Annotated in this window: 5 protein-coding genes; 2 read left to right on the top strand and 3 right to left on the bottom strand. The window is 75.2% G+C overall.

All coding sequences use genetic code 11. The features are described 5' to 3' along the window. Positions 1–56 precede the first annotated feature (56 nt). Together AB0J55_RS03545 and AB0J55_RS03540 are read left to right on the top strand one after the other, a co-directional pair. A complete protein-coding gene (locus AB0J55_RS03545) occupies positions 57–1,286 on the top strand; it encodes an NAD(P)/FAD-dependent oxidoreductase (RefSeq protein ID WP_364242208.1) in 1,230 nt (409 codons plus the stop codon). A gap of 317 nt (positions 1,287–1,603) precedes the next feature. Next, positions 1,604–3,478 carry a Calx-beta domain-containing protein gene (locus tag AB0J55_RS03540; protein WP_364242205.1) on the top strand — a complete coding sequence of 625 codons (1,875 nt, stop codon included), beginning with the start codon at positions 1,604–1,606 and terminating at the stop codon, positions 3,476–3,478. A 44-nt stretch (positions 3,479–3,522) separates the two neighbouring features. Here AB0J55_RS03540 and AB0J55_RS03535 read toward each other — a convergent pair whose 3' ends face one another. The 3 genes from AB0J55_RS03535 to AB0J55_RS03525 are packed head-to-tail and all read right to left on the bottom strand — an operon-like array spanning position 3,523 to position 17,841. Next, positions 3,523–4,500 carry a 3-oxoacyl-ACP synthase gene (locus tag AB0J55_RS03535; RefSeq protein WP_364242202.1) on the bottom strand — a complete coding sequence of 326 codons (978 nt, stop codon included), beginning with the start codon at positions 4,498–4,500 and terminating at the stop codon, positions 3,523–3,525. After that, positions 4,497–9,863 (bottom strand): condensation domain-containing protein, encoded by a 5,367-nt coding sequence (locus tag AB0J55_RS03530; protein WP_364242199.1) that lies wholly within the window; start codon positions 9,861–9,863, stop codon positions 4,497–4,499. The genes AB0J55_RS03535 and AB0J55_RS03530 overlap by 4 nt, the downstream gene beginning before the upstream one ends. 13 nt (positions 9,864–9,876) lie before the next feature. Further along, positions 9,877–17,841: an amino acid adenylation domain-containing protein gene (locus tag AB0J55_RS03525; protein ID WP_364242196.1), complete on the bottom strand. Its 7,965-nt coding sequence runs from the start codon at positions 17,839–17,841 to the stop codon at positions 9,877–9,879. Positions 17,842–17,969 lie beyond the last annotated feature (128 nt).

The raw sequence follows: 17,969 nt of genomic DNA, 5'->3' as shown, positions 1-17,969 counted from the left end.
GCCACCGCCCTGCCCCACCGGCACACCTCAACCCGGCCCGTGACCGGAGGTGCGCGATGACCAGCCAGGAAGTCGTCATCGCCGGCGCCGGGCTCGCCGGGCTGGCCGCCGCCGTGACGCTGCACCGGGCCGGGGTGCCGTGCGCGGTGCTCGAAGCCGGCGACGATGTCGGCGGGCGGGTGCGCACCGATGTCGTGGACGGTTTCCGCCTCGATCGCGGGTTCCAGATCCTCAACCCGGCCTACCCGGCGATCCGGCGCCTGGTGGACGTCGATGCCCTGGACCTCGGCCGGTTCTGGCGGGCGGTCCGGGTCGCCGACGACGACCGCGTCTCCCTGCTGGGCAATCCCGTCGACACGCCCAAGGCGCTGCGCGACATCGCGGCCCGGCGGTACCTGTCGGCGAAGGACCTGGCCGCGCTCGGCGCGCTGTCCGCCCGCGTCGCCGCGGGACCGGCGAAGGCGATCCTCGACCGCGACGACCGCACGACCCTCGACGAGCTGCGGCGCGCCGGGGTGTCCGCGCGGGCCGTGGAGACCGTGTTCCGGCCGTTCCTCTCCGGGGTGTTCCTCGAACCCGGGCTGACCACGTCGGCGCGCTTCTTCCAGCTGGTGTGGCGCAGCTTCCTGCGCTCGGCGCCGTCGCTGCCGGCGCTCGGCATGGGTGAGCTGCCGCGGCAGCTCGCCCGCGCCCTGCCGACGACGGCCGTCCACCTGAACACGCCGGTCGAGGAGGTCGGGCCCGGCCGGGTCCGCACGGCGGGCGGCGAGACCTGGACGGCCCGCGCGGTCGTCGTCGCGACCGACGGCTCGACGGCCGCCGAGCTCGCCGGCGTCGGCGAGCCGCGGTGGAACAGCGGGACGACGTGGTACTTCGCGCCCCCGCGGTCGCCGTTGCGCGAACCGGTGATCGTGGTCGACGCGCGGGGCGGGCCGGTCGTCAACACCAGCGTGGTCAGCGAAGTGTGCCCCACCTACGCGCCACCGGGAGCCGCGCTCGTGAGCGCGTCGGCGCTGAGCGCGCTGCCGGAGGACGAAGTGCGCCGGGCGCTGGCCCGGCTGTACCGGACCGACACGAGCCGCTGGCCGCTGGTGAACCGGTACGAAATCCCCCGCGCCCTGCCGTCGATGCCGCCGCCGCACGAGATCCGGCGTCCCGTCCGCCTGGGCGACGGCTTGTACGTGTGCGGCGACCACCGGGACACGAGCTCCCTGCAGGGCGCCCTGGCTTCGGGCGCGCGAGCGGCGCGCGCCGTGCTCGCCGACCTCGGCCGGACGGCGCGCTGACCGGTCCCGCGTTACGACATCCGGGCGGAATTCGCTGCCCGGACCCCGAAAACCGCCGCGATTCCCCCGAACAGGCGGCACCCTTCGTGCCGGTTCGCCGGTCCTTCGTCGCTGGATGGAGTGAAACCCGCCCGGCGATCTTCGGTGTTCCGGCGCAGCGAACCCCTGGTTTCGGTAGCCCGGACCGGCGGCCGTACCCCGTTGAGCGCCTTGACACAGGGCGCTCCGAGTGACGTTTTCCCCGCCTGCTAACGAAGTTCCGCGTTTTCCGTCTTCCCGAGGCAACCGCAGCAATCCGGCCTTCGGAAAGGAAGTTCATGACGCGGAGATCGCTGTTCGTCGCACTGACCACGGTCAGTGCCCTGCTCGCCCCGGCCTCGGTGGCCGCCGCGGCGCCGCCCGGCGTCGATCCGGCCACCGTCGACCTCACGCTCGCCGCCGGGGCGAGCGCCGGAGTCACCAAGCACGTCACCACCTCCGCCGTGCCGCCCAACCCCGACCTCGTGCTGCTCGCGGACACCACCGGCAGCATGTTCTCCGCACTCGACAACGTCCGCACGAACGCCGGTGCCATCACCGGGGACGTGCTCGCCGCGCAGCCGACCGCCCGGTTCGGCGTGGCCGAGTACAAGGACTTCACCGACTCCGTGCCGTTCAAGGTCAACCAGGACATCACCGGCAACACGGCCGCGGTCCAGGCCGGGATCGACCAGTGGGTGGCGGGCGGTGGCGGCGACACGCCCGAGGCCGACCTCAACGCCCTGTACGAACTGGCCACCGGCGCGGTCGCCTTCCGCCCGGACGGCACCCGCATCATCGCCTGGTTCGGCGACGCGCCGTCGCACGACCCCAGCGGCGGGCACACCCTGGCCCAGACCATCGACGCGCTCAAGGCGGCGAACATCCGCGTCGTCGCGGTCAACGTCGGTGCGCTGGACGCCGAGGGCCAGGCGAGCGCCATCGCCACGGCCACCGGCGGCGTGCTGCTGAACAACGTGCCGTCGGACCAGGTCTCGCAGGCCATCCTGGACGGCATCAAGTCCATCGAGGTCACCGTGACGCCGAAGGTCACCGGCTGCGACCCGCAGCTGACCCTGACCAACGCCCCGGCGAGCGTCAAGGTGCCCAGCGGGGACGTCGCGACGTTCACCGAGACCGTCGCCGCCGCGGCCGACGCCGCCCCGGGCACGTACCACTGCACGGTCGACTACCTGGTCGACGGCGTGTCCCGCGGCTTCGTCGAGACGACGACCGTGCGCGTGCTGGGCCTGAGCATCAACGACGTCACGGTGAACGAGGGCTCCGGTGGCGCACCGGTGCCGGCCACCTTCACCGTGTCGCTGCTCGGCGGCGCCAGCCCGAACCCGGTGTCGGTGCACTACGCCACCTCGAACGGCACGGCGACCGCACCGGCCGACTACCAGGCGGCGAGCGGTGACGTGACCTTCGCGCCCGGCGAGACGAGCAAGCCGGTGACCGTGCTGGTCAACCCGGACACCGTCGACGAGCCGGACGAGACGTTCACCGTCACGCTCTCGGCCCCGTCGGGCGCCGGCCTGGTCGACCCGGCCGGGGTCGGCACGATCCTCGACGACGACCGGGACGGCGTCTTCTCCTGCACCGGCACCGCCGCGAACGTCGTCGGCATCACCGCGGCCGTGGCGAACCCGGCGAACCTGCCCTGCGCCGACGACAGCAAGTCCGTCCTCGACGCGACGCTCAACGCCGGCCTGATCAAGGTGCAGACGCACGCGCTGACCTCTTCGACCGACCTGTCCCCCGACGACCAGTCGGCGGCTCCGGCGGCCGGTGACCACGCGCAGGCGTCGGCCAGGATCGACAAGACGGTGATCAGCACGGTCGGCCTGACGATCGAGCTGGGCGTCATCCAGTCGCAGGCGGCGGCGACCTGCCAGCCCGCCCCGGGCGGCCTCGCCCCGGCGCTGACCGGCAGCTCGAACGTCGCTTCGCTGAAGATCAACGGCGTCCCGGTCACGGTGGGCTCGGCGCCGCTGACCATCGCGCTGGTCATCGGCTCGCTGAAGCTGAACGGCCAGACCATCGCGAACGGCGTGGTGAAGCAGCAGGCCGTCTCGCTGGAGACCCCGCTGGCGAAGATCGTGCTGGCGGAGTCCCAGGCCGACGTGCACGGCACCGCCGCGCACCCGGCGGGCCACCCCTGCCGGCGCTGACCCGGTGCACCACCCGGGGCGGGCGGGTTCCGCCCGCCCCGGGCTCACAGCTCGTGGGCGGTGCCTTCTTCGGTGGTGACCAGCAGGGCGCTCCAGGCCGCGGCGGGGCTGATGTTGAGCAGGACCGCGCGGCCGCCGAACTCACCGGTTTCCCGGGCGGTCGACAGGTTGAAGAAGACGTCGTTGGGCCCGAGGTGGCCGTACCGGGCCAGGTTTTCGGAGCACGCCTTGGCGATCGGGACGCCGATCGCCTCCGACCAGTTCCGGAACGCGGCCGTGGACAGGTTCTGCGTGAGGTAGCACGGGACGTCGGCCGGGGTCAGGCCGTTGCGGCCGAGCAGCCGGGCGAGGAGGTCCCGCAGCCGGTTGCGCGTCTCCACGGCCAGCCGGAACGCATAGGCCGCCGGATCCGTGCACTCCTCCCGCCAGCGCGCGAACTCCTCGTCGCGGTACTCGACGCGGAACAGGTCCGCGTAGGCGCCGTTCGTCTCCAGCAGGATGTCCCGGATCCGGAGAGCTCCCCGGCGGCGCAGCAGCAGGGCGCCGCCACTGTCGCCGTTGACCGTGACGGGGTGGCGGTAGCGGCCGGGGGTCGCGGGTTTGCTCCCGTGCAGCACCAGCACGGTGGCGAGGTCCGGATCGGCGCACAGCAGCCCCCTGGCCGCGAGCAGGGCCGGGGTGAGCGACGCGCAGCCGAGCCCGCCGACCGAGAACGCCATCGCCCGGTCCGCGCCGAGCATCGCCTGCAGCCGGGTGGCTTCCGAGCTGACCAGGGTCTGCGGCGCCCGCGGTTCCACGGTCACGACGACGTCGACGTCGCCGCCGTCGAGGCCGGCCGTGGCCAGTGCGCGCCGGCCCGCGCGGGCGGCCAGCTCAGCCGCGGTGAGCGTGTCGTCGGCCGGGACCCGGTCGATGCCCAGGGCGGCGCAGGTCGCGCGTTCCGGATCGGACAGGCCCGGCAGGTCGGCGACGCGCACGGACGTCTCCGGCAGGTACCAGGCCGACGCGGCGAGCGCGATCACGGCAGTTCGGTGAAGGCGCGCACGATCTCGCCGGCGAGCGCTTCCAGCCGGTCCTCGCCGACCCCGCCGGCCACGGCCAGCCGCAACGCACCGTCCCGCACCGCGCTCGTCACGACCAGCGGGAACCAGGACGCGACCGCGCGTTTCAGGTTCACCGACAGGTCCCAGCGGGTCCGCAGCAGGCGGACGCCGGAGTCGAACGCCGAGGTGTCGCTCGGCCCGTGGAGCACGAGCACCTCAGGTTCGGGCAGGGCCCGCAGCTGCGCGGTGCCGGGCGAATCCGGCGAGAGGTGGCGCAGCATGCCGTAGCCGACGCCGTCGTTCGGCACCGACCGCGCGCGGTCGGTGATCTCCGGCAGGCAGTCGCGGGCCGGGGTGCCCGGGGCGACCGGCAGCACCAGCGGGTGCAGGGTGGTGAACCAGCCCACCGACGGGCCGCGCCCGGCCAGCCGGAACGGGTTCGGGGTGGCCTCCCCCTCGGTCATCACGAACGCGCTGGGCGCGTCCTGCCACCGGGCCAGGCCGCACGACACCGCGCACAGGGCCGCTTCCCGGCCTTCCGCGCCGCCGGCGGCGAGCAGGGTCGCCACCGCCGGGTCGTCGAGGGTCCGGGTGGTGATGCCGTCGCCGGGCGAGCCGCCGATCGTCCCGGCCGCCGCGCCCGCGCGCAGGGTCGCCGTCCAGTACGTCAGCTCCGCCGAGAGCTCGTCGGAGGCCGCCATGGCCCGCAGGTGCTCCGCCCACTCGCGCCACCGCGGCGGCCGGGGCGCCAGGGACGGCGTCCGGCCCGCCGTGAGCTCGCCCAGCAGGACGTCGAGGTCGTCGAGGACGACCACAGTGGACATGTTGTCGAAGACGAAGTGGTTGACCAGCAGCACGAGCAGGCCGCCGCGGGCCCGGCCGCGGTCGTAGTGCCGGACGCGGAACAGGGGCCCGCGCGCGGGATCCATCTCCGCCTTCATCGCCTGGCAGTCGTCCGCGACGATCCCGAGTTCCTCCTCGGCGCCCAGCGGCGGCAGCACCTTCGTGTCGAAGACGTCCGCCGCGGTGAGGTCCGCGACCTCCAGCCGGACGCCCAGGGCGTTGCGCCGCAACCGGTAGCGCAGCGGCTCGTGCAGGGCCAGCAGGTGCGAGATCGCCGTCCGGATCGCGGCCGGCGCGACCTCGGGCGTGGTCTCCACCGTGTGCACGTCGACGAAGTCGCCGACGTCGTCGGGCATCCGGCGCAGGAAGCTGTGCATGATCGGCGTCGGCGGGATCGCCCGGAGCGGCTCCGGCGCGGAGACCGGGGCCGCCGGCGCGGCGGGACCGTCGACGACCGCGGCCCGGGCCAGCTCGGCGAGCGTGCGGCACTGCAGCAGCTGCTGCGGCGTGAAGTGGACGCCGTCCTTCGCCGCCCGCGCGGCCACCCGCACGCCGAGGACCGAATCGCCGCCGAGGTCGAAGAAGTTGTCCTTCGGCGACACCGGGCCGCCGGTCAGCAGGTCCGCGCAGAGGGCGGTGAGGACGCGCTCGGCGTGGCCGATCGGCTCACTGTCCACAGTGGAAGGTGTGGTCACGGCGGGCCCCCGGTGGAAGGTGGTGGCGGGGACCGGCTCGCCGTCGACGGCCGGCAAGGTGGCGAGCGGGCGGCCGGGTTCGCGCAGCACGGCGTCGAGCAGGCCGGGCAGCAGCCGGGCGAGCGCCTCGGCCGTCTCGCGGTCGAACAACGCGGTCGCGTACTCGAAGTAGCCGTCCATCGGCCCGTCCTGCTGGTCGATGACGCCGACGGTCAGATCGAACTTCGCCGTGCCCGGCGCGATGCCCGCGATCGTGCCGCTCTCGGAAAACCGGGAGCAGCCGAGGCCGCCCAGCTCGGCGGTGTCCTGCGGGACGTTCTGGTAGGTGTAGGCGACGTCGAACAGCGGCTGGCGGCCGGGCTCGCGCGGCCCGCACACCGCCGAGACGATCTTCCCGAGGGGGATCTCCTCGTGGTCGAGGACCTGCGCGACGGTGTCCGCGCAGCGCCGGACCAGGCCGGTGAACGACAGCGCTCCCTCGACCCGGGTGCGGAACGGCGGCAGGTTGTTGAAGTACCCCATGAGGTCGTGGGTGGCCGGGTGCGTCCGGCCCGAGGTGGCCACCGCGACGACGACGTCGGTGAACCCGGCCCAGCGGTGCAGCAGCGTGTCGACCAGGGCGAGCATGGTGACGAACGTCGTGACGCCGTGTTCGCGGCTGAACGCCCGCGCGGCCTCGGCGGCCGGTTCGGCCACGGTGAACTCGACGAGGTCGCCGTCGAAGATCTGGGCCGGCGGGCGCGGCCGGTCCAGCGGCAGCTGCGCGGTGGGCAGCCCGGCCAGCTGCGTGCGCCAGAACCGCAGGCCGCGCTCGAGGGTCTCCCCCGTCAGGCGCTCCCGTTGCCAGGCGGCGAAGTCGGCGAACTGGAAGGGCAGGTCCGGCAGCCCGGGCGCGCGGCCGGCCAGCCGGGCCTGGTAGAGCTCGGTGAAGTCGCGGAAGAACACCGCCGGGGACCAGCCGTCGAAGACGATGTGGTGGTAGGTCCACAGCAGGACGTGGTCGTCGGCGGCCAGGCGCAGCAGGGTGATCCGCACCAGCGGGCCGGTGGCCAGGTCGAACGGGCGCACGGCTTCGGCGTCGGCCAGCTCGTGCGCGTGCCGCTCGGCGTCGGGCCGCCCGCTCAGGTCGTGCACGACCAGCCGCGGCGGGGTTTCGGCGAGCCGGACGAAGGGGACGCCGTCGTCGTCGGGGATGCAGGTGCGCAGGACCTCGTGCCGGTCGGCGAGGTCCTGCACCGCGGCGGCGAGCGCGGTTTCGTCCAGGGGCCCGGACAGGCGGAGGTCGTGCGGGATGTTGTACAGCGCGGTGCCCGGGTTCAGCCGGTCCAGGAACCACAGCTGTTCCTGGCCGAACGACAGCGGCAGCGGGCCGCCGCGCGGGAGCACCGTGACGGCGGGGACCGCGCCGGACCGGCCACCCTCGGCGCGGGCCGCCTCGATGCGGGCGGCGAAGGCCCGCACGGTCGGGTGGGCGTACAGGTCGGCGAAGGTCAGCTCGACGCCGAAGTCGCGTTCCATGGTGCGCAGCGCGGTGATCGCCGCGATCGACGTCCCGCCGTGGGCGAAGTAGTCCGAGGCCGGGCCGAGCTCGTCTTCGCCGAGCGCGCGGGCCCAGACTTCGGCGACCCGGCGTTCGGTGTCCCCAGCGGCCACGACGACGGGCGGGGGTGCCGGGGCCCGGGTTTCGGCGGGCGGCGCCCCCGGCGGGCGGCACCAGCAGCGGACGCTTTCCAGCGGGTACGCCGGCGCCTCGATCCGCGGCACGGCGGCCCACGCGTAGTGGCGGTCCCAGTCGAGCCGGACGCCGAGCCGGTAGAGCGACGCCAGCTGCCGCAGGACCGCCCGCCGCCCGCCGCCGGCGACCAGGTCGACGCAGCCGAGCTCGGGTGCCAGGCGGCGCATGGTCCGGGACAGCACCCCGCCGGTGCCCAGCTCGACCAGCACCGCCCCGTCCCGGACGAACCCGCGCACCGCTTCGGCCAGCCGGGCGGCGTCGAGGCCGGGACCGACGGCCCGGTCCGCGGCGGCCGCCAGCCCGTCCACCAGGGACATTTCCCCGCGGGCGATCCGCACCGAGAGGTTGCCCGCGCCGGAGCCGACGAGGTGGGTGTCGGGCAGGCCGAGCGACCGGGCCAGCCGGTGGAGGGCGTGCTGCACGGCGACCAGCCGCGGCGCCGGCTCGGCGGGCAGCGGGTCGTCGCCGAGAACCGGCCACGCCGCGCACAGCTCGGCCCAGACCTCCGGCTCGACCCCGCCGTCGCCGGAGAACAGCAGCACCACCGGCGGGTCGTCGGCGACCGGGGTGTCCGGGACGGCGGCCGACCGCAGCGCCGCCGCGAGGCCGGCGGGCTCGCGGGCGACCACGGCGATCCGGAACGGGTGGTCGTCGCGGCCGCGGTTCATGGCGTGTCCGATCGCGCGGACGCCGTACCCGCTCTCCTCGGCGAAGGCGGCGAGCCGGTCGCGGTAGGCGGCGAGGGCCGAAGCCGATTTCGCCGACACCGTGACCAGAAGATCGGGCTCGTCCGGTCCGGCCGGCGCCGGGGCCGGCGGGGCCTGCTCGACGACGGCGTGCACGTTGGTCCCGGTCAGCCCGAACGAGCTCAGGCCCGCGCGCCGCGGCCCTTCGCCGTCCCACGGCCCGAACGCCGGGTTGACCCGCACCGGGCCGCCGAAGTCGATCAGCGGGTTGGGCGTCTCGAAGTGCGCGGTCGGGTAGCGGACGCCGCGCTGCACGCTGAGCAGGACCTTGACCAGCCCGGCGACCCCGGCGGCGTTGTCCAGGTGCCCGATGTTGCCCTTGATCGAGCCGATCGCGCAGTGCGGGGCGGTCACGCCGGCGTCGAGGAACGCCTGGCGCAGGGCTTCGACCTCGACGACGTCGCCGAGCGGGGTGGCCGAGCCGTGGCACTCGACGTACCCGACGGTGGCCGCGTCGACCCCGGCGTCCCGCCAGGCCGCGGTGATCACCTCGGTCTGGGCGGCCCGGCTCGGCGCGCTCATGCTGGCCATCCGGTAGCCGTTGTGGTTGACGGCGATGCCCTTCAGCACCGCGTGCACGTGGTCGCCGTCGGCGAGCGCGGCGGGCAGCGGCTTGAGCACGACGATCCCGCCGCCTTCGCCGCCGACCGCGCCGGTGGCCTTCTCGTCGAAGGGCCGGCACCGGCCCTCGGGCGACTCGACCCCGCGGACCGGGACGTGCCCGGCCTCGCGGATCGGCACCGGCCGCACGCTGATGCCGCCGGCCAGGGCCAGCTCCGCGGCCCCGCTGCGCAGCAGGGCGACGGCGTGGGCGATCGCGACCAGGCTGCCGCTGCAGGCGGTGTCGAGCACGAGCGCCGGCCCGGTGAAGTCGTGGCGGTAGCTGATCCGCGCCGCCAGCGCCGCCCCGATGATGCCCAGGATCTGCTGCGGATCTTCTTCTTCGAAGAGGTCTTCGTAGTCGCTGCGCGAGCTGCCGAGGACGACGGCGGTGCGTGAGCCCCGGAGGGCTTGCGGCGCGTAGCAGGCGTTCTCGAGGGCTTCGTGGGCCAGCTGCAGGATCAGCCGCTGGTGCGGGTCCATCCACGCCGCCTCGGCCGGCGGGACGCCGAAGAACCGGTGGTCGAACCGGTCGATCCGGTCGAGGTACCCCATCGGCAGGTAGCCGGGGCCGTCCGGGAAGCCGTTGTCCCGCAGCCGTTCCGGATCGGGCTGCCCGGTCACGTCCCGGCCCGCGGCGAGCAGGTCGTGCACCGCGTCCAGCCCGTGGGCGCCCGGGAGCAGGGCGGACACCCCGATGATCGCCACGTCGTCGTTGCGCACCGGCTCCGGCCTCCTAGAGCTCGTAGTCCTTCGGCGGGTTCAGGCCGCGGTCCACCGCCCGGCCCAGTGCTTCGACCGTGGGGTGCTCCAGCAGCAGGGCCAGCGCCCCGACCGTGGGGTTGTCGAACAGCGCCCGCGGGGGCAGCGCCGCGCCGAAATCCGCGCGCAGACGGGCGGTGACGCGCAGGCACAGCAGCGAATCGCCGCCGAGGGCGAAGAAGTCGTCGTCGACCCCGACCTGCTCGACGGCGAGCACCTCGGCCCAGATCCGGCTCAGGGTCCGCTCGGTCGCGGTGCGGGGCGCGAGGTAGGCCGGGTCGCCCGCGACCGGATCGGGCACCGGCACCGGCGGGCGATCCCGCGGGGGTGCGGCCTTCCCGGCCGGTTCGCGGAGGAGGTCCACGAGCTCGTCGCCCAGTGCTTCGACGGTGGCGGCGTCGAACAGCGCGGGGTCGTAGCCGAGGGCCGTGGTCAGGGGTTCGTCGTCGCGCGCGCTGCCGTGGGCGATCAGGACCAGGGGGTAGTTGGTGATCTCGACGGCGGCCAGGTCCGCCACGTGCAGCCCGCGTGCGGCCAGTGCGTCGCGGTCGAACGGGTAGTTCTCGAACACGACGATGCCGGCGAAGAGGCCGGTGGCCGCGGGCAGCCCGCTCCAGCGCCGCAGCGCGGCGAGGGAGACGTGCCCGAACCGGCGGGCCTCGGCCTGGTCGGCCTGCAGGCGCCGGAACCAGCCGGGCCGGTCTTCCGCCTCCGCGACGGTGACGCGGACCGGCACGGTGTTGACGAACATGCCGACGATCGCGTCCGCCCCGGGCAGTTCGGGCGGCCGGCCGGAGACGACGGCGCCGAAGCAGACGTCCGGGTCGCCGCCGTGCCGGGCGAGCAGCCGCGCCCACGAGCCCTGCACGACGGCGTTGACGGTCAGCCGGTGCCGCCGGGCGAAGGCGACCACGGCCTTCGTTTCCTCAGTGGACAATCGTCGCTCCACTGTGGACTGGGAGCGGGTCCGGTGGGCCCTGCCGGGTGGGCGGTCGTACGGCAGGCGGGTCGGCGTGAGCCCGGAAAGCACCTTCCGCCAGTGCGTTTCGGCCGCGGTGGCGTCCTGCCGGGTGAGCCACGCGACGTGGTCGGAGAAGGGCCGGCGCGGCCTGGCGGGCTGCCCGGAGAGGTGCGCGAGGACGTCGGTGAGCACCTCGAAGACGCTCCAGCCGTCCAGGATGACGTGGTGGAAGGTCCAGAGCACCCGGATCCGGGCGCCGGGCAGCCGGATCAGCGTCACCCGCAGCAAGGGCGGCACGGCCGGATCCAGACCGGCGTCCCGGTCGGCGGCGAGCAGGGCGGCTTCGCTGCCTTGGTGCGATCGCCAGTCGTGCACGGTCACCGGCAGCGTCACGGCCCGGTGCACCACCTGGACCGGCTCGCGCACCCCGGTCCAGCGGACGGCGGTGCGCAGGGCGGGGATCTCGGCGACGGCCCGCCGCCAGGCGCGTTCGAGGGCCGCGGGGTCGTCGGCGCCGGTCAGGGTGAAGCAGACCTGCTCGAGGTAGGTGCCCGGTTCGGACAGGCTGTGGAACAGCATGCCGGCCTGCATCGGGGTCAGCGGGTAGACGTCCTCGACGTTGCGGCCGTCGCCGAGGAGCCGGTCGAGTTCGGCCTGGTCGGTGGCGGCGAGCGGGAAGTCCGACGGGGTCCCGCCACCGGCAGCGGGGTCGGCGCAGTGGGCGACGATTTCGCCGAGTGCGCCCAGAACATCGGCGGCCAGGCTGGCGATGGTGGGTTCGTCGTGCACGCCCGGGGAGTAGGTCCATTCGAACTCGAGTTCGCCGTCGGCGGTGACGGCCGCGGTGATGTCCAGCCGGGCGGTGCCGGTGCGGTGCGGGGCGCGGGTCAGGCCGATCGCCGAGGGGGCCGAGCGGAACAGTTCGCGTTCCCCGTCGCCGAGGTCGAACCGGCCGAGGTAGTTGAACGCCGCCACCGGTCGCGGCTCCGGGATCTGCGCCTCCCCCAGGTACCGCAGCACCCCGTATCCCAGGCCGCGGTCCGGCGCCGCGCGCAGGGCCTCCTTCACCGCCTTGAGCACCGCGCCCCAGCCGCCCTCGCGCGGGACCTCCACCGGGCACGGGTACAGCGTCGTGAACCAGCCGACCGTCCGGGACAGGTCCACGTCTTCGAAGACGTCCTCGCGGCCGTGGCCTTCCAGCTCCAGCAGCACCCGCTGGTGCCCGGTCCACCCGGCGAGCACGCGGGCGAGGGCGCTCACCAGCAGGTCGTCGACGCGGGTGCGGTAGGCGGCGGGGCTTTCGCGCAGCAACGCCGCCGTCTTCTCCGCGCCGAGCCGGACGGTCACCGCGCGCGGGGGCCGCGGGTCGCCGTCGGGGCCGGCGCCGGGTCCCGAGGCCGCCCGGTTCCAGAACGGGAGCTGGTTCTCGAACGCGGCCGCGTGTCCGGCCAGCCGGCGCGCCCATTCGCCGAACGACGTGGTCCGGGGTGGCAGTTCCACCGGGCGTCCCGCGCGGGCCGCCCGGTACGCCGTGCGCAGGTCCGCCAGCAAGATCCGCCACGAAACGCCGTCCACGACCAGGTGGTGGGCGGCCAGGAGCAGGCGCGAGCCGTCCAGGATCGCCGTGAACAACGCGCCGCCGTCCAGGTCGAAGAAGTCCATTGTGGACATCGGGCCGGTGCGGAGCGACGGCGCCGCGTCCGTGTACTCCTGCCGCCATTCGCCCTCGACGCGCCGGAAGCGCAGCCGGAGCGCGTCGTGGTGGCGGACCAGCGCCTCGACCGCCGTGCGCAGCGCCGTGCGGTCGACGTCCGGGGCGAGCTCGGCCGCGACCCACTGGCTGAAGTGGCCGGGACGCTCGGTGATCGTCTCGAAGAACCAGTGCTGGATCGGCGACAGCGGCACCGGCCCCGGCGGCGGGGCGGCCTCGCGCACCGCCGGTTCCGCCCAGACCCCGGCCGCGGCCAGCTCCGCCGGGGTCTGGCGGAGGAAGACGTCCTTGGCGCTCAGGCGCAGCCCGAGCTGCCGGGCCCGCGCCACCACCTGGATGCCGAGGATCGAATCGCCGCCCAGCTCGAAGAAGTTGTCCGCCGCGCCGACGCGCTCGACGCCGAGGACCTCGGCCCACACCCGGGTCACCAGCTCCTCGGCCGGTCCGCGCGGGGCGGTGTGGGCGCGCGCGGCCCGCGGCGCGGGTAGCGCGCGGCGGTCGACTTTGCCTTGTGGCGTCAGCGGGAACCGGTCGAGCAGCACGAGCGCGCCGGGGACGAGGTGCCCCGGCAGGCTCTTGGCGAGGAACTCCCGCAGCGCGGCGGGCTCGACCGGGCGCCGCGGCACCACGTACCCGGCCAGCCGCTTGTGGCCGGGGGTGTCCTCCCGCGCCACCACGACGGCCTCGCCGACGTCCGGGTGCCGCCGCAGCGCCGCCTCGATCTCGCCCACCTCGATCCGGAAGCCGCGGATCTTGACCTGGTCGTCGGACCGGCCGAGGAAGTCCAGCACCCACTCCTCGCCGGCCCGCCAGCGCACGACGTCACCGGTGCGGTACAGCCGGGTGCCGTGCCCGAACGGGTCGGCCACGAACCGGTCGGCCGTCAGGCCGGGCCGGTCCAGGTACCCGCGGGCCAGGCCGCCGCCGCCGACGTAGAGCTCGCCGGGTACTCCGGCCGGCACCGGATCGAGGTGGCGGTCCAGCACCAGGCAGGTGGTCCCGGTGATCGGCCGCCCGATCGGCACCGGGCGGCCGGCGTCGCGGTCGCGGACGCGGTGGCAGGTGGTGAACGTGGTGTTTTCGGTGGGCCCGTAGCCGTTGACCAGCTCCAGGTCCGGGCACCGCCGCAGGACCCGGGCGCACTGCTGCGGCGAAAGGACGTCACCGCCGGAAACCAGCCGCCGCAGCCCGGCGAACACGCCGGGGTCGGCCGCGGCCACCTCGTGGAACATCCCCGCGGTCAGCCAGAGCGAGGTGACCCCCTCGGCCCGGACGAAGGCGCCGAGGGCGTCGACCGACGGCACGTCGTCGGTGTCGACGGCCAGCCGGGCGCCGGACAGCAGCGCACCCCAGATCTCCAGCGTCGAGGCGTCGAACGACAGCGGTGCGTACTGCGTCGCGACGTCGTCCGGGCCGAGCCGGGCGTGCGGGTCGGCGCACAGGCGGGTCACCGAACGGTGCTCGATCAGCACGCCCTTCGGCCGGCCCGACGACCCGGAGGTGTAGAGCACGCAGGCCAGGTTCTCCGGCCGGGCCCGCCGCGGCGGGGCGCCGCCGGGGCGGCCGGCTTCCCACCCTTCGTCCAGGGTCAGCACGGGGATGCCGCCGGGCACGCGGTCCCGCGCCGCCCGGGTGGTGAGCACGATCGTGGCGCCGGAATCCTCGAGCAGCAGGGCCAGCCGCTCGTCCGGGTACCGCGGGTCCAGCGGGACGTAGGCGGCGCCGGCCTTCAGGACGGCCAGCATGCCGGTGACCGCCTCGATGCCCCGGGGCACGCACAGGCCGATCCGCGCGTCCGGCCGGGCGCCGTGCGCGAGCAGGCCGTGCGCGAGCCGGTTCGCCCGGGTGTCGAGCTCGCGGTAGGTCAGGGCCGTGCCGGCGCAGGTCACCGCGAGGGCGTCCGGGCGCTCGCGGACGCGCTCGGCGAAGACGTCGAGGACGCCGAGACCGGGGCCGTCCGCGGCCGAGCGTCCCGCTTCGAGGAGCGCACGGCGTTGCGCCGGGGCCGGCCACGGCAGCCGGGACAGCGGCCGTCCGGGATCTTCGGCGATGCCTTCGAGCAGGACCAGGAGGTTTTCGGCCAGCCGCCGGATCGTGCCGGCGTCGAACAGTTCGGTGCTGTATTCGAAGGTCGCGCGCAGGCCGTCGGCCCGCGGCTCGAACTCGACCGTGAGGTCGAACTGCGCCGAGCGCCGGGGCAGGTCGAGCTCCTCGACCGCCAGGCCGCTGAGCTCCGGGGTGGCCGACGGCGCGTTCTGCAGCACCACCATGACGTTCACCAGTGGCGACCGGCTCGCGTCGCGGTCCGGGGCGAGCAGTTCGACCAGCCGGCCGAACGGGACGTCGTCGTGGGCCATCGCGTCGAGCACCGTCGAGCGGACTTCGCCGAGGAAGGCGGCGAAGTCCGGGTCGCCGTCGAGGCTGGACCGGAGCACGACTGTGTTGACGAAGAAGCCGATGAGCCCGGCCAGTTCGTCCCAGGAGCGCCCGGCGGTGACCGTGCCGAGCGCGATGTCGCGCTGGCCGGTGTAGCGCGCGAAGAGCACTTGGGTCGCCGCGATCAGCGTCATGAACAGCGTCGCGCCGTGCTCCCGCCCGAGGTCGGCCAGCCGGGCGGTGACGTCCGCGGGCACGGTGGACCGGTGTGTCGCGCCCGCCGTCCCGCGCACCGCGGGCCGGGGCCGGTCGGTGGGCAGCTCCAGCGCCGGCACCCCGGCCAGCTGGCGCTCCCAGTAGGCGATCCGGTCGTCGAGGCCGGACCCGGCGAGCTGTTCGCGTTGCCAGGCGGCGAAGTCGGCGTAGCGCAACGGCAGCGGCGGCAGCGCGGCCGCCGTGCCGCCGGCCGCGGCGGAGTACAGCCGGCCGAGCTCGTCCGCGAGCACGCCCATCGACCAGCCGTCGGTGACGATGTGGTGCAGCACCAGCACGAGCAGGTGGTGGTCCTCCCCCAGCTTCCACAGCGTCGCCCGGAACACCGGGCCGCGGGCGAGGTCGAACGGCCGCTGCACCTCGGCGAGCAGCTCCCGGTCGAGGTCTTCCGGGACGCGGACGTCCGGCCGGACCGCGACCGGCGGCCCGACGACCTGGACACCCCGGCCCCGCACGGCCGGGAACGTCGTCCGCAGCGGCTCGTGGCGCTCGGCCAGCGCGGTCAGGGCGCTGGCCAGCGCGCCGGCGGACAGCGGGCCGCGCAGCCGGAACCCGGCGCTGGTGTTGTACTCCGCGCCGCCCGGGCCGAGCTGGTCGAGGAACCAGAGCCGCTGCTGGCCGGACGACAACGGCAGCGCGGCCGCCGGTGCGGTGCGGGACGGCGCGGCCCCGGCGTGCGCGGCGGGGATGGCCGCCGCGAGCCCGGCGACCGTGCGGTGCTCGAACACGGCCCGGGCGGGCAGCGCCGTGCCCAGGCGCCGGTTGAGCGTGCCGGCCACCCGCATCGCGAGGATGGAGTCGCCGCCGAGCTCGACGAAGTCGTCCTGGACGCCGACGTGCGGCAGGCCGAGCGCTTCACGCCAGATCCCGGCGACCAGTTCCTCGGTGGCGTCCCGCGGCGCGGCGGTCGCCCGGCTGTCCGGTGCGGGCAGCGCATCGCGGTCGACCTTGCCGGCGGCGGTCAACGGCAGCGCGGCCAGTTCGACGAACCGCGCGGGCACGAGGTGGTCCGGCACCCGGTCGCGCAGGAACGCCCGCAGCCGCGCGGGTGGTGGCGCCGGCGCGGTCGCGGGTACGACGTAGGCGACCAGGTGGTCGGTGTCGCGGCCGTCCCGCCGCGCCACGACGGCCGCCGCGGCCAGCCCGGGGTGGCCGGCCAGGACGGACGCGGCTTCGGCGGGATCGACGCGGATGCCGCGGATCTTGACCTGGTCGTCGGCGCGGCCGAGGAAGTCGAGCAGCCCGTCGTCCCGGCGGCGCACCCGGTCGCCGGTGCGGTACATCCGCGAGCCGGGCGGCCCGGCGGGATCGGCGACGAACGCGGCGGCGGTCGCGCCCGGCCGGCCGAGGTAGCCGCGGGTGAGGCCGGCACCGGAAAGCCAGAGCTCCCCCGCCGCCACCGGCCGCAGGCAGTCGTCCAGCACCTGCGCCCGCGTCCCGGCGACGGGCCGCCCGAGCACGGCGTGCCCGTCGGGGACGGCCGGGCACACGAGACTGTCCACAGTGGTCTCGGTGGTGCCGTAGGCGTTGTGGACGGTGACCCCGGCGGCCGCGAGGGCGGCCCCGAGGTCCGCATCGACGGGCTCCCCACCGGTGACGACGACCCGAGGCCGAGCGGGGCCGTCGAGGAGCCCGGCGAGCAGCAGCATCCGCAGGTGCGAAGGGGTTTCGTCGAGCACATCGATCCGCGCGTCGCGGAGGGCGGCGACCGTGGCGCGCGGATCGAGCCGGCCGAGCACGTGCAGTTCGTGCCCGGCCAGCATCCAGAGCAGCGGAACCCAGGAGGCATCGAAGGAAAGCGCGGCGGTGTGCGCGACCCGCAGCCGCCGTCCGGCGGCCTGGGCGGCGGGGTCGAAGATCCGGGCGCGGTGGGAGGCGAAGAGGTGGAGCAGGCCGCGGTGGGTGCCGAGCACGCCCCGGGGCCGGCCGGTGGAGCCGGAGGTGTGGAGGACGTAGGCGAGGTTGTCGGGCCGGATCCGCGGCCGCGGCGGGCCGGGTGCGACGGAGGTGCGGTCAGGATTACCCGTCCCGGCCGGGCCTGGCGTCACGGAGCTGCTGTCGGAATTGTCCGGCCGCGGCGGGGCGTTGCCCCCGGCCACGTGGCCGGGTGTGGTTTCGCCGCCACCGGCCGGACTCGGTCCGGCCGAACCGGCGCCGGCTTTTTCGGGGCCGGGCGGAATGCCGCCATCGTCACCAACGCGGCCCGGCCGGCTCCCGCCACTGTCCCGCCGGGGCGCCGCGACGAACACCGGCTCGCACCCGTCCGGGAGCTCGCCCGCCAGCTCCGGCTGGGTCACCACCAGCGCGGCCCCCGCGTCGGCCAGCAACGCCGCCCGATGCGGGCGCGGGTGGCCGGGATCGAGCGGCACGTACGCGGCCCCCGCCTCGAGCACCGCGAACACCGCCACCACCAGGTCCGCTCCGCGTTCCACCAGCAGGCCGATCCGGCTCTCCGGTCCCGCTCCCCGCTCCGCCAGGCGGGCCGCCAGTTCGCCGGTGCGGGCCGCCAGTTCCGCGTAGCTCAACCGGTCCGGGCCGCTGACCACCGCGGTGGCGCCGGGGGTGCGGGCGGCCTGCTGCGCGAGCAGCTCACCCACTGTTCCCGGCGTGGCAGTCATCCCCAGCAGTCCCCAGTGCTCGATGCGCGATGCCGGAACGGATTTTCCCGCTTTTCCGGCGAGCGATCTTTGGATACTCGCAGCGGCCGACCGGCAGCGGCAAGCCGCCGAACGAGGGATCGCCGACA

Source organism: Amycolatopsis sp. NPDC049688 (assembly GCF_040674975.1).
Classification (GTDB): Bacteria; Actinomycetota; Actinomycetes; order Mycobacteriales; family Pseudonocardiaceae; genus Amycolatopsis.
This window is presented reverse-complemented; position numbering and strand designations above follow the sequence as displayed.